This window comes from Hymenobacter nivis, assembly GCF_006439025.1.
Classification (GTDB): Bacteria; Bacteroidota; Bacteroidia; order Cytophagales; family Hymenobacteraceae; genus Hymenobacter; species Hymenobacter nivis_A.
Genome location: NZ_RCYZ01000004.1, coordinates 159,315 through 171,979 on the forward strand (window position 1 = coordinate 159,315; position 12,665 = coordinate 171,979).

General features: G+C 62.3%; 14 protein-coding genes. 6 read left to right on the forward strand and 8 right to left on the reverse strand.

What is annotated here, in order from left to right:
• Window positions 1-40 precede the first annotated feature (40 nt).
• Window positions 41-1,054 (forward strand): class 1 fructose-bisphosphatase, encoded by a 1,014-nt coding sequence (gene fbp, locus EAH73_RS10990; RefSeq protein ID WP_140466554.1) that lies wholly within the window; start codon window positions 41-43, stop codon window positions 1,052-1,054.
• Window positions 1,055-1,156: 102 nt separating this feature from the next.
• Here fbp and EAH73_RS10995 read toward each other — a convergent pair whose 3' ends face one another.
• The 3 genes from EAH73_RS10995 to yihA form a co-directional block, all read right to left on the reverse strand.
• Window positions 1,157-1,687: a DUF5606 domain-containing protein gene (locus EAH73_RS10995; RefSeq protein ID WP_140466555.1), complete on the reverse strand. Its 531-nt coding sequence runs from the start codon at window positions 1,685-1,687 to the stop codon at window positions 1,157-1,159.
• A 129-nt stretch (window positions 1,688-1,816) separates the two neighbouring features.
• Entirely contained in the window at window positions 1,817-2,266 is a 450-nt protein-coding gene (locus EAH73_RS11000; RefSeq protein WP_140466556.1) for an energy transducer TonB, read from the reverse strand.
• A gap of 84 nt (window positions 2,267-2,350) precedes the next feature.
• Entirely contained in the window at window positions 2,351-2,965 is a 615-nt protein-coding gene (gene yihA, locus EAH73_RS11005; protein WP_140466557.1) for a ribosome biogenesis GTP-binding protein YihA/YsxC, read from the reverse strand.
• A 406-nt stretch (window positions 2,966-3,371) separates the two neighbouring features.
• Between yihA and EAH73_RS11010 the strand changes: the two genes are divergently transcribed.
• The 4 genes from EAH73_RS11010 to EAH73_RS11025 all read left to right on the forward strand — a co-directional run bounded on the left by EAH73_RS11010 (window position 3,372) and on the right by EAH73_RS11025 (window position 8,028).
• Window positions 3,372-5,609, forward strand: coding sequence for an OmpA family protein (locus EAH73_RS11010; RefSeq protein ID WP_140466558.1), 2,238 nt, complete (start codon window positions 3,372-3,374; stop codon window positions 5,607-5,609).
• A 149-nt stretch (window positions 5,610-5,758) separates the two neighbouring features.
• Window positions 5,759-6,487, forward strand: a complete 729-nt coding sequence (ubiE, locus tag EAH73_RS11015) for a bifunctional demethylmenaquinone methyltransferase/2-methoxy-6-polyprenyl-1,4-benzoquinol methylase UbiE (protein WP_140466559.1) — start codon at window positions 5,759-5,761, stop codon at window positions 6,485-6,487.
• A 5-nt stretch (window positions 6,488-6,492) separates the two neighbouring features.
• A complete protein-coding gene (locus EAH73_RS11020; protein WP_161599510.1) occupies window positions 6,493-7,239 on the forward strand; it encodes a porin family protein in 747 nt (248 codons plus the stop codon).
• Window positions 7,240-7,272: 33 nt separating this feature from the next.
• Complete coding sequence (locus EAH73_RS11025; protein WP_170214081.1) at window positions 7,273-8,028, forward strand: SDR family NAD(P)-dependent oxidoreductase; 756 nt, start codon at window positions 7,273-7,275, stop codon at window positions 8,026-8,028.
• On the opposite strand, the gene EAH73_RS11030 is transcribed toward EAH73_RS11025, so the two are convergent.
• Both EAH73_RS11030 and EAH73_RS11035 read right to left on the reverse strand, forming a co-directional pair.
• Window positions 8,025-8,687, reverse strand: coding sequence for an alpha/beta hydrolase (locus EAH73_RS11030; RefSeq protein ID WP_140466561.1), 663 nt, complete (start codon window positions 8,685-8,687; stop codon window positions 8,025-8,027). The genes EAH73_RS11025 and EAH73_RS11030 overlap by 4 nt on opposite strands.
• Before the next feature lie 96 nt (window positions 8,688-8,783).
• Window positions 8,784-9,281, reverse strand: coding sequence for a cytidine deaminase (locus EAH73_RS11035; protein WP_140466562.1), 498 nt, complete (start codon window positions 9,279-9,281; stop codon window positions 8,784-8,786).
• 75 nt (window positions 9,282-9,356) lie between these two features.
• Between EAH73_RS11035 and EAH73_RS11040 the strand changes: the two genes are divergently transcribed.
• Window positions 9,357-10,718 carry a saccharopine dehydrogenase family protein gene (locus EAH73_RS11040; protein WP_240047215.1) on the forward strand — a complete coding sequence of 454 codons (1,362 nt, stop codon included), beginning with the start codon at window positions 9,357-9,359 and terminating at the stop codon, window positions 10,716-10,718.
• Between the two features lie 28 nt (window positions 10,719-10,746).
• Here the strand turns inward: EAH73_RS11040 and EAH73_RS11045 are convergent, their stop codons facing one another.
• Genes EAH73_RS11045 through rnhA form a run of 3 tightly spaced genes read right to left on the reverse strand, consistent with a single transcriptional unit; the run spans window position 10,747 to window position 12,573 of the window.
• Window positions 10,747-11,472 carry a tRNA1(Val) (adenine(37)-N6)-methyltransferase gene (locus tag EAH73_RS11045; protein ID WP_240047216.1) on the reverse strand — a complete coding sequence of 242 codons (726 nt, stop codon included), beginning with the start codon at window positions 11,470-11,472 and terminating at the stop codon, window positions 10,747-10,749.
• A gap of 15 nt (window positions 11,473-11,487) precedes the next feature.
• Window positions 11,488-12,072 (reverse strand): hypothetical protein, encoded by a 585-nt coding sequence (locus EAH73_RS11050; RefSeq protein WP_140466563.1) that lies wholly within the window; start codon window positions 12,070-12,072, stop codon window positions 11,488-11,490.
• 45 nt (window positions 12,073-12,117) lie between these two features.
• Window positions 12,118-12,573, reverse strand: a complete 456-nt coding sequence (gene rnhA, locus EAH73_RS11055; protein WP_140466564.1) for a ribonuclease HI — start codon at window positions 12,571-12,573, stop codon at window positions 12,118-12,120.
• Window positions 12,574-12,665 lie beyond the last annotated feature (92 nt).

Genomic DNA, 12,665 nt, shown 5'->3' on the forward strand with positions numbered 1-12,665 from the left:
TTTGCGCCTACCGCTTGCTTCTCAGTCCCTTTCGCTTTTTATGGACCACAACAAACTCGCCTTGCCCGTCGGGGCCACCCTCGACCGCTTCATCATGCGCAAGCAGGAAGACTTCCCCTACGCCACCGGGGAGCTCTCGCAGCTGCTGCGCGACATTGCGCTGGCCGCCAAAATTGTGAACCGCGAAATCAACCGCTCCGGCCTCATCGACATCGCCGGGGCCTACGGCAACCAAAACGTGCAGGGCGAGGAGCAGCAGAAGCTCGACGTGGTGGCCAACATCCGCTTCATCCGGGCCCTGCGCAACGGCGGCGAGGTGTGTACCATCATTTCGGAGGAGGACGACGAGATGATCCAAACCGGCAACGTGCAGGGCAAGTACGTGGTGGCCATCGACCCGCTCGACGGCTCCTCCAACATCGACGTGAACGTGAGCATCGGCACCATTTTCAGCATCTACCGGCGCATGTCGCCCACCGGCCGCGACGGCACCGTGGCCGACTGCCTCCAGCCCGGCACCCACCAAGTAGCTGCCGGCTACGTCATCTACGGTTCCAGCACGATGCTGGTGTACACCACTGGCAACGGCGTGAACGGCTTCACCTACGAGCCCTCGCTGGGCGAATTCTTCCTCTCGCACCCCGATATCCAGACGCCCGCCACCGGCACCGTCTATTCCGTCAATGAGGGCAGCTCCGCCACGTTCGAGCCCGCCGTGGCGGCTTACTTGCAGCAGTGCAAGGAGCAGGGCTTTTCAGCCCGCTACATCGGCTCGCTGGTGGCTGATTTTCACCGCAACCTGCTCAAAGGTGGTATTTATTTTTACCCCGCCACCACCAAGAGCCCCGGCGGCAAGCTGCGCCTCATGTACGAGTGCAACCCGCTGGCTTTCATCGTGGAGCAGGCCGGTGGCAAAAGCTCCAGCGGCACCCGCCGCACCATGGAAATCGAGCCCAAAACGTTACACGAGCGCTGCCCCGTCTTCATCGGCAGCAAGAAGTTGGTGGAGGAAGTGGAGCGCTTTATCACCGAGGCGGCCGGGGCCCCGGCGTAGCCCCTACCACTTCTCAAAAAGAAAGCCCTGCCAGATGTCTGGCAGGGCTTTCTTTTTGACTTGAAACAACGGCCAGCACCAACCGGTGGGGCCCGTAGCGGGCTACTTGGCCGCGTCGGCGGTGGTGGCCTCCGGGTTGGCGGGGGCTCCGGCCGTAGCGGCGGGCTCGGGGGCGTCAATCGCGCCGCCCGTGCTTAGGGGTTCGCCCTCGGCGGGCGCAGCAGCGGCTTCGGCAGCGGACTGGTAGGGGAGGTTTTGGCTCACCACGCCGTACCAGCTAGCCAGCTTCTTAATGTCGGAGAAATACACCCGGTCGCGGTCGTAGTCGGGCACAGCCTGGCCCATAAACTCGGCCAGCTCAGCTTCGCTCGACTTGTTGGTGACGGGCAACTCGGTGCCGTAGCGGGCGTGGATTTGCTCGAATACGTCGGTCAGGGGCACGTTCACGTCGTAATCGGTCGTGTAAATCGAAATCTCTGCGAGCAGCGACACCTTGTTGCGGGCCGGGGCCATGCTGCGGGTGGCGCGGGCGTCGAGGCTTTCCACCAGCACGCCGTGGCGGGCGGCTTTCAGCAAGCGGTACAGGCCCGGCATGCCGCTGATGGCGGCGATTTCTTTCAGTTCGTAAGGCATTCTTTTTTCAATGAACAGTTAACAATGAACAACTAGCAGTGAACGGTGCGCAAGCGGCAATGACTAACTAAAGGGGCCCCAGGGGCAATTAATGATTGCCGAGTGCGCACCACGCGCGGCTAGCTGCGTTTATTCGGCGGCATTCGAGCCCGTCACGCCGAGCTTAAAGTCGACGGGCAAGCTGGTGAGAACGGGGTAAGCGGGTTTCTTGAATTTGAGCAGGCGCACCACGCGCAGGGCTTCGTCGCCGGTGCCGCCGCCCACCTGCTTCACCAGCTTCACGCCCGACATGGTACCGTCGGGGTTCAGCGTGAAGCTGACGATGCAGCGGCCTTGGATGCGGTTGCGCTTGGCCAGCAGCGGGTACTTCAGCTCTTGGGCAATGAAGGCGTACATGGCTTCCTGGCCCCCTTCGTAGTATTCGGCCACCGGAATGATGGTCCCCACGCGGCCCGTGCCAACGCCAGCTTCGGGGGCCGGGCGGGCGGGGGACGGGGTGGCAGGAGAAGTGGTTTGGGCCAACGCTGGCACCGTGAGCAACAGACCAAGGGCCAATAGCGAGAGCAAGGGTTTCAACATAATAAAGCGGAATAAGATAAAGTAGTGGGGCGCGGCGGCTTTGCTAGCCGCCGGCCGGGGCCCTGCGCAAAAGCGGGGCCAAAGCTACGCACCGGGCGCGGCGGCCAGGTTCTGGTTCACCTCGTCGATGAAGCCCAGTAGCTCGTCGCGCCCCACTTTGGTGCTGGCCGAGGTAAGGAAATGCCGCGGCAATTCGTCCCATATTTCGTTCATCTTGGCTAGGTAAGCGGTAATAAGCGTGCGCGTCTGGGACGCCGACTGCTTATCAATCTTGGTGAATACCATCACAAACGGCACCCCCATCTCGCCTAGCTTCTCCATGAATTCAAGGTCGCTGGCCTGCGGCGGCAGGCGCGAATCGATGAGCACGCACACACAAGCCAGGTTTTCGCGGCGCTGCAAGTAGGCATTGATCATCTTGTGCCACTCGGCCCGGGCGGTTTTGCTCACCTTGGCGTAGCCGTAGCCCGGCAAGTCAACCAAGTACCACTGCTCGTTGATGAGAAAGTGATTAATGAGCTGAGTTTTGCCGGGCGAGGCCGACGTTTTGGCCAGGCCCGCCCGGCTGGTCAGGGCATTAATGAGCGAGGACTTGCCCACGTTGGAGCGCCCGATAAAGGCGTATTCCGGCCGGTCGGGGGGCGGGCATAGCTCCACGCGGGTGTTGCTGGTCAAAAACCGGGCGTCACGAATAATCATAGGCAAGCGGAAAGGCGCGCTGGCCCAAACGGGGGCGCACCGCAAAATTACACCCGCCAACTTGCCAATTGCCACAAAGTAAAGGATTAGCCAAGCGCATAATCTCTTGCATTCGTCTATATTTGTGGGGTTACTTGGCGCATTTTGGCCCGCAGCGAAAGTTTGTGGTTCGGTGTTGACTTGCTTCTTATTCGATGCTCCGGGCCCCTGGCGCTATATTTGCTTCTTGTAACAGCCCAAATACAGGGCCCTAAAATTTAAATTTTCCGCGATTTTGTACCAAACCCTGTGCTTTGATTTGAGTATAACGCGGAAACAGTTGCTATACTATCCTGTTTCCCGCTGATTTTTGTCACGCTGCTACTTCGCTCACCTTCGAAACTCTTTTCTAACTCCTTCTTTTACAATGGATAACTTATCCAAACGGTTATTGCAGGCTTCCTGCGCCGTGGCCCTAAGCGCCGCCGCTATTCAGCCCGGCATGGCCCAAAGCACGGGTAAACTGCTTAAAACCGGTAACAAGTTTTTTGAGCAGGAAAATTACCGCGCTTCGATTCCTTACTATGAGCAGGTACTAGCCAAAGACCCCAACAACGCCAAGGCTTTGTTCAATGCCGGTATTGCCTACCTGAGCTTTGATAAGGAAAAGGCAAGCGACTATATCTATAAAGCTCAGCGCCTTAAGCCCAAGGTTTCGAAGGACGTAGAGTACTGGCTCGGCCGCGTCGACCACCTGAACTACAACTTTGACGAGGCCATTGCCCACTACCAGGCCTACAACGCCACGCTCAAAGCCAAGAAGAGCAACGAGGTACGCCGCCAGGAAGTAGCCCAACTGATCCAGCATTCGAAAAATGCCAAGGTGATTTTCAATTCGCCCAAGGACATTTTCGTAAAGAACCTGGGCCCCAGCATCAATACGCAGTACGCAGAGCACAGCCCGGTTATCTCGTCGGACGATAAATCGCTGCTTTTTACTTCGCGGGGCCAGTACACCGGTGCTGCCACCAACAAGAAGAAGCTGGCGGCTGACGGCGAATATTTCGAAGAGATTTACGAATCGCGCCGCATCGACGACGAGAACTGGGAAAAACCCCGCTCGCTGGGCCAAGCACTCGTAACCAAAGGTCATGACGCCTCGACGCAGCTTTACGACAACGACTCGAAGCTGCTGATGTACCGCGATGATGAGAACGGCGACATTTTCAGCTCGGACAAGGTGAACGGCGAGTGGACCGCTCCGAAGAAGCTGAACAGCAACATCAACTCGAAAGCCTACGAGTCGGATGCGTACATCACGCCCGATGGTAAAACCCTATACTTCTCAACCGGCAAGTACTCGGAAGACGGTACGCTCGACCTTTACTACTCGACCCGCACGGCAGACGGCGACTGGGGCCCTGCCAAGTCACTGGGCGGCACAATCAACACCAAGTACGACGACGACAGCCCGTACGTGAGCAAAGACGGCAAAACGCTGTATTTCTCTTCGCGTGGCCACAACACGATGGGCGGCTACGATATTTTCAAGAGCGCCTACGACAGCATCGGACACAAGTGGGGGGCCCCCGAGAATATGGGCTACCCCATTAATACCCCCGACGACGACAGCTACTACCGCCTGAGCCCCGATGGCTCGTATGCCTACCTCAGCAGCTACCGCATCGGCGGCTACGGTGAGAAGGACATCTACACCATCAACTACATTAAAAACGCCACCGTCAAAGGCAAGGTGTTCGCCAAAGACAGCACCACGGTAATCCCGGGTGTGGAGTTGGTATTTAGCGGCAAGCAGGCCGATAATACGCCCTTGAGCTTCCGCGACGTGAGCAAGCCCGATGGCTCGTACCAAGTGGCCATGCTCTCGGGTCGCACTTACCAGGTGGCCGTAAGCAAGGACGGTAAGAATGTTGAAACCCAGGAGTTTGCCATTCCGGTGTCGACGAATGACTCTACTACCATCACCAAGAACTTCTACATCGCCTACATCGATACGTCGATGTCCAGCATGTACCCGTTCAGCAAAATCTACTTCGACACCGACAAGTATAAGTTGCGGCCGGAGTCGATTGTGGTGCTGAACGACATTGCCCAGAAGCTGGTGGCTGCCCCCGGCCTGAACATTCAGGTGGAAGGCCATTGCGACTCGCGCAATACGGATGAGTACAACATGGTGCTTGGCCAGAACCGCGCTAACGCTGCCAAGAAATACCTGGTCACCAAAGGCGTGGCCGACACCCGTCTGACCACGGTGAGCTACGGTGAGCGTCGCCCGGCCGCCCCGAACGATTCGCCGGAGAACATGCAGCTCAACCGCCGCGACGAGTTCCGCGTGGTGCTGAAGGAAGGTGAATCTATGCCGATGACGCCTCCAGCAGCTGCCCCGGCCGCCGGTGCGCCCGTGGGTGGTTTCATAGTAGCGCCCGCCGCTCCGCAGCCGCCGCTGCCTGGTAAGAGCAAGGCCAAGATGGCCGACGGCACCAAGGTAAAAACCAAAGTGGACGAGGATTCGGATAAAGTGAAAGTGAAGACCAAGGGCCCCGCAGGCGAGAAATCCAAGACCGTATCCAAGAACGGCGAGGTGGACTCGAAAGCCAAGGACGCCAATGGCGCCAAAGACAAAGTGAAGATCAAACCGGAGTAGTACCCGGTTGGATTGCCTTAAGCGGGCCGGGCAATTTGCCCGGCCCGCTTTTTTTGCGGCTAGTGGCTAGGTGGGGCCCTAAACAAAACCACGGCCTGGCCGTTGGAACAACACAATTTCTCGCTTTTTCGCCGTTCTTTGCACCACCCATGGCCGTTGTCCCCTATAAAGAAGATTCTGCCGACAAGAAGTCGCAGGTAGCCACGATGTTTGATAGCATCGCGGGCAAGTACGACTTCCTCAACCACTTCTTGAGCGTGGGCACCGACATCTACTGGCGCCGCAAGGCGGTGGATGAGTTGAAGGCCCTGCGCCCGGCTCGCATCCTGGACATTGCCACCGGCACGGCCGATTTTGCCATCGAAACCCTGCGCGCCGCCGCGCCCGATGCGCAAGTAACGGGCATTGACATATCGGAAGGGATGCTGGACGTGGGCCGCCGCAAGCTGGCCGCGAAACAGCTGGGCCACCGCATTCAACTGGAGCTGGGCGATTCGGAAAACCTGCCCTTCGCCGACGGTTCGTTTGATGCCGTGACGGCCTCATTTGGGGTGCGCAACTTTGCGCACCTGGAGGTGGGCTTGGCCGAAATGCGCCGGGTGTTGCGCCCCGGCGGCAAGCTCGTTATCCTGGAGTTTAGCAAACCAACGGCATTTCCGCTTAAGCAAGCTTATAATTTTTACTTTCGCCGGGTGCTGCCCGTGTTTGGGAAAATGATTTCCAAAGACCGGGCTGCCTACACGTACCTGCCCGAATCGGTGCAGGCCTTCCCCGACGGCTCCGACTTTCTGGCCATCCTGGCTCGGGTCGGCTTTAAAAACCCCGCATGGCAACCCCTTACCTTCGGCATCAGCTCCATCTACACCGCCCACAACTGAGCCGATTGCTGGCCCTGGCCTTGCTGCTGGCCCTGCCGCTGGTGGGGCAGGCGCAGCAGCGGCGCCAGCCTGCCAAGGCCAACCGCGGCCGGGGAGGCAACCTGAAAGGCGTCACGGTGGCCAACCTGTCGAACTACGACGAGCGCTGGTTTCACCCGGGGCTGTACTTCGCGCCCGGCTTCTCGCGGTTTGCCATCGAGCAGTCGGCCACGTACATTCAGCGCCAGATGATGACGGCCAACTCCATCATCAGCCCCGATTTCGGGGTGGGCATTATTGCCGATGCGCGGCTGGGGCACTCGGGCTCGCCATTTATTCTGCGGTTTGCGCCGGGCGTAAACTTCCGCACCCGCCGGGTCGAGTTTAAGCCCCACAACCTGACATCGCCCGACTCTATCTTCACCCAAGAAGTGAGTTCGACAGTGGTGGACTTCCCTTTGCTTTTGAAGTACCAGTCGAAGCGCCGGGGCAATACGCGGATGTACATGATTGCCGGCGTGAAGCCGAGCGTGAGCGTGACGACTCGTCGCAGCGACCTGCTGCGCAACAAGCTGCAAGTAAACGATAACGACCTGACCCTGGAGTACGGCGTCGGCCTGGATCTGTTCTACCCGCTGTTCAAGTTTGCGCCGGAGCTGCGCTTTTCATACGGACTGCGCAACCTGCTGGTTAACCAGCCCGACGTGTACAGCCAGAGCTTGCAAAGCCTGCGCACTAGCACGGTGACCTTGTACTTGAATATCCAAAACTAAGCGGCTATCGGGCAGCTTATTACCAGTAGCTACGTGATAAAAACGGCATTTGTAACAGGGGCCTCGTCCGGCATTGGGTGCGCTACGGCGGTGGCCCTGGCCCGGGCTGGTTTTCAATTGGTGGTAGCCGGGCGGCGGCGCGAACGCCTTGACGAGCTAGCGGCGGAATTGGCCCCCACGCCGGTCCACATCCTCACGTTTGACGTGCGCGACCGCGACGCCACCACGGCCGCCGTGATCGGGCTACCGCTCGAATTTGCCGCCATCGACGTGCTGGTGAACAACGCCGGGGGGGCCCACGGCCTCAACCCCATCCAGGAAGGTGACCCACACGACTGGGACGTGATGCTAGACGCCAACGTGCGCGGCTTGCTGAACGTGACCCACGCCGTGCTGCCCGGCCTCACGGCCCGCAAGACTGGTTTTATTGTCAACATCACCTCCATTGCCGGACGCGAGGCCTACGCCAACGGCAACGTGTACTGCGCTAGCAAAGCGGCGGCGAGCATGCTCACCAAAACCATGCGGCTTGATTTGCTGCCTTTCGGCATCCGGGTGGCGGAGGTGGCCCCCGGCGCGGTAGAAACGGAGTTTTCTGAGGTGCGCTTCAAGGGCGACACCGAGCGCGCGGCTAAGGTGTACGACGGCTTCGAGCCGCTGCGGGCCGAGGACGTGGCCGATGTCGTGGCGTTCATGGTGACGCGCCCAGCCCACGTCAATGTGGCCGATGTGCTGCTGCTGCCCGCGGCCCAGGGTGCGGCGGCCACCATATTTCGGCAGCCAAGCTAACTGGTCTCGGTGTGGCCCAGTTGGGCGATAACTTCTTGATTCAAGGTGTGCCCGCCGGCGAAGGTGTACACCGCCACTAGGGCCCCCAGTTGCTGCAAGTGCGCTTGCTGCTCCGCTACCGCGGCTGGCGTTAAGTACTCGTCGTGTTCGCCTATTACGAGGGTAATGGGCAGGTTTTGAATTAGTTGGTCCGTTGCTGCAGGGTTGGTATCGGGCGGGAACGCACCGGCCCATAATACTAGGTGCGCGGGTCGAAATGGGGCCCCTACCAGCCAGCGGCCCGCGGTGGCCGTGCCCTGCGAGAAGCCCAACACCGTGACCGGTACCCCGGCCGGGCAGCGGCCCAGCACGTGGCTTGCCAGCTGGTTCAGAAAGGTGAGTTGGTCGTCAATTTCGTGCTGGCGGTCGTCGCGGGTCATCCAGCTGGCCCCTACGCGGCCGGCGTGGCCGTGCAGGTAGAAACGCGACAGGCCCTCGGGTGCTACCACCACCAGGCCCGGGTCGGCGGCGGCTAGGGCGGCGAAGTGCCGTATAAAATACGCTGCCAGCTGCCCGTAGCCGTGGCACACGAACCATACCCGCCGCGTGGCGGCCGAGGGCGTGCCCAGCTGCTGGTAGCGAGCCGTGCGCGGCACAACCAAGTGGTGCTCAGTGGACATAAAGGGAAGGTTAAGTTGTCAGTTTTTCATTGCCAGTTGCCAGTCGGTGAGCTATGCAATGACTGGCAATTGGCAACAAACAGCCTATTGGGGCCCCTAGGCGCTGGGCAGGTCGTCGGCCAGAAAGTTGAACGGCATCAGGTCGGCCAGGGCGGCGAAGCGCAGAATGCTGCCGTGGCGGCTGGGCAGCAGCAGCGCAATGGGCTGGCCCTGCCGCGACTCGTACTCAATCATCACCTGGCGGCAGGCCCCGCAGGGCATGGCGGGGCCAAAATCACCGGTGGCTGGCCGGGCGGCCACGGCCATGCCCACGATGGGCGGGTGGCCCGGTTGGGCGGCGGCCAAGCCGAAGAGCGCGGTGCGCTCGGCGCAGAGTCCCGAGGGATAGGCGGCGTTTTCCTGGTTGGTGCCTTGGAAAGTGGTGCCGTCGGCCAGCAGCAGGGCGGCCCCCACGCAAAAGCGCGAGTACGGCGCGTAGGCATGGGCGGTGGCGGCGCGGGCGGCCTCCCACACCAGCAGCTCGGTGGGGGAGAGGTCGGCGGGGGCGTCGAGTTCGTCGTAGGCCAGGGCAAGCTGGCGGGGGGTACGGGCCATGTAGAAATTAAAACGGGGCGACGAAGGTAGGCGCTGCGCCGCGGTTGGCCGCCGGGCCCGTGTACATTTGCCCGCATGACGATAACCCGCTTGCTGCTGCTCGGGGCCGGCCGTTCGGCCGCCTCCCTCATCGAGTACCTGCTGCGCCACGCGCCCACCGAAGGCTGGTTCCTGACCGTGGCCGACGCCAATCCCGCCCACCTGGCCCCCGTGCTGGCCGCCCACTCGCAGTACGCCCGCGCCGTGCCCTTCGACGCGGCCGACGCTGGGGCCCTGGAGGCCCGCGTGGCCGAAGCCGACGTGGTGATTTCCATGTTGCCCGCCGCGCTGCACCCGGCCGTGGCCCGCGCCTGCCTGCGCCACGGCCGCCACCTGGCCACGGCCAGCTACGTGGGGCCCGAAATCCAGGCCCTGCACGCCGAGGCCGCCGCTGCCGGGCTGGTGTTTTTGATGGAGTGCGGCCTCGACCCGGGACTCGACCACATGTCGGCAGTGCGGGCCCTAGCCGACATTCGGGCGCGGGGCGGGCGGGTCACGTCGTTTAAGTCGTACTGCGGGGGCTTGCTGGCCCCGGCCGCCGAGGCCGACAACCCCTGGAAATATAAGTTTACCTGGAACCCGCGCAACGTGGTGCTGGCCGGCCAGGGCGGCCCCGCCCGCTACCTCGACCGCGGCCACCTGCGCTTCATCCCGTACCAACACCTGTTTGCGCGGGCCGAGCCTGTGGCCGTGCCCGGCCACGGCGACTTTGAGGGCTATGCCAACCGCGACTCGCTCGGCTACCGGGGCCCCTACGGCCTGGCCGACGTGCCCACCGTGCTGCGCGGCACCCTGCGCCGCCCGGGCTACTGCGCCGCCTGGCAGGCGCTGGTTAGCCTGGGGCTGACGGACGACAGCACCCGCCTCGGCAACCCCGAAACCATGAGCTGGGCAGCGCTGGTGGACGCCTTTTTGCCGGTGGCCAAAGTGCCGGGTTTGCCGCTGCCCCTGCGCGTGGCCGCCTACTTGGGCCTGGCCCCCGAGGGCGAGGAAATGGGCCGCCTGAACTGGCTGGGCCTGTTTTCCGACCAGCACCCGGTGGGCCACGCCGACGCCACGCCCGCCCAATTGCTGGAGCGCCGCCTGGCCGACAAATGGCAGCTGGGGCCCCACGACTGCGACCTGGTGGTGATGCAGCACGTGTTCGAGTACGAGCGAGCTGGCCAGGCGCACCGCCGCACGTCGTCGCTGGTGGTGACGGGTGCCGACGCCACTCGCACCGCCATGGCCCAAACCGTGGGCCTGCCCCTGGGCATGGCCGTGCGGCGGCTGGCCCGGGGCGAAGTACCGCAGCGCGGCGTGGTCATCCCCGTCGTGCCCGAGCTATACGCGCCCATCCTGGACGAGCTGGCGGCCGACTACGGCATTGCGTTTCAAGAGGAAGAGGGCCCCTGCTAGCGGCGCCCGCGCCGGGCCCCGGCCGGCGTCACGGCGCCAGGTAGAAACCTGCCAGCAGCGCCCGGAAATCCGCCGAATAAACGGTATCATCTTCAGCCGTGCGGATGGCTAATGCCTGCTCCGCCGGGGCCCCCGGGGCCCGCCCGAACGCCACGATGTGGCGCAATACCCGGCCGCCGGGCCGGTGGCGCAGCGCCAGCCGCGTGGCCGGGTGCAGGCCCGCGGCGGCGGCCGCGGCGCTAAACCGTTCCATTTCGGGCACGGGCAGCAGCACCGTGAGGCGGCCGCCGGGGGCCAGGAAATCGGCGGCGAAGCGGCTGAGTTCGGCGAAGGTGAGCGTGTCGGGCGCGGCGTGGCGGGCGGTGGTGCGGGCCGCGTTGGGCGAGCGCAGGGCCCCCAGGAAAAACGGCGGGTTGCACACGATGTGGCTGAAGGGCGCGGGCCCCGTGGCGGCGTAGGCCGCCAGGCCCAGCGGGTGCACCCGGATGCGGGGCCCCCAGGGGCTGGCCGCCGCGTTGGCGGCAGCCTGGGCGGCGGCGGCGGGGTCAATTTCCACGGCTTCGATGGCCACCGTGGGGTGGCGCTGGGCGGCCATAAGGGCCAGCAGGCCGGTGCCGGTGCCAATGTCGAGCAGGCGGGTGGCCCCGGCCAAGTCCAGGGCCGCGCCGAGCACGCAGGCGTCGGTGCTCACCTTCATGGCGCAGTCGCCTTGGGTGATGCGAAACTGCTGGAACTGGAAGTAGTCGTTGGGCACGGGCAAGCGGTTGGGTTAGTCTTGCCAGTAAAAAAAGCAGTCGAAAACGGTGTAGGGTTTTTCGGCCAGCTCAGTAGGAATGTAGATGCCCGCCGGTGCTGGCTGCTCCAACTCTTCGGGCGTTAGCAGGCCGTAGCGAAACTCTTGCAGCACGGCTTCTACCCGCTGCCGCTCGTGTTGCCAAATCTGCTGATTGATAATGATTTGACTCCCGGGCGTCAAAAATAATCCACTCCCTGCTCGCTCGCCCTGGCCAGCCGTTTCAAACCAGTTGTCACCCCCATAAAACCAGTAGGGCGTGAGCCGGGAAATATAGAGCAGCAGGCAATTTGTTTGGCTGACCGTACGCTGGCTGGGGCGCTGCGTCACGGCAGCCGACTGACTTTTCTGGGAAATTCGCACCTCCACATACGAGGCAAAGCCGCTGCCGTAGCTGCTAAAATCGGCCTCAACCAGGAGGGTGGCGCTGCTGGCCAGGCGCGCCACAATTTTGCGGATGTAGTTATCCGTTTTGGTGACGCTGCCGGTGGTGAAAGGCGGAAAATTACCTACTACGTCACCCAAGACAATGCTGCGCAAGTAGGCTTCACTGAAGGGCATTGGACGGGCAATTAAGTTTGCTGAGGAAGGGGCGAAGCGTTGATTTTACCCCGGCCCCTCGTATCCCTCGTCCACCAGCAGGCCTTTGCCCAGGGCGCTTTGCACGGCCAGCACGTCGCAGCGCTCGTTTTCGGCGTGGCCGGCGTGGCCTTTTATCCAGCGGAACGACACCTTGCGCTGGCGGTACACGGCCAGGAAGCGGCGCCACAGGTCGGGGTTGGCTTTTTTGCCGAAGTCGGGCTTTTTCTCCCAGCCAAACACCCAGCGCTTCTCCACGGCGTCCACCACGTACTTCGAGTCGGAGACGACGAGCACCGGGATGTCGGGGCGTGTGACGGCTTCCAGGCCCACAATCACGGCCAATAGCTCCATGCGGTTGTTGGTGGTGCGGCGGTAGCCCTGGGCCAGCTCTTTTTCGTGGGGGCCGTAGCGCAGGATGGCGCCGTAGCCGCCGGGCCCCGGGTTGCCGCGGGCCGAGCCGTCGGTGAAAAGGGTAATCACGTTGGTTGTGCGTTGCTAGTTGTCAGTTGTTTGTCGTCAGATGAAGCGAAGCAAATGATCTAGCAACGGACGACTGGCAATAGACAACTAAA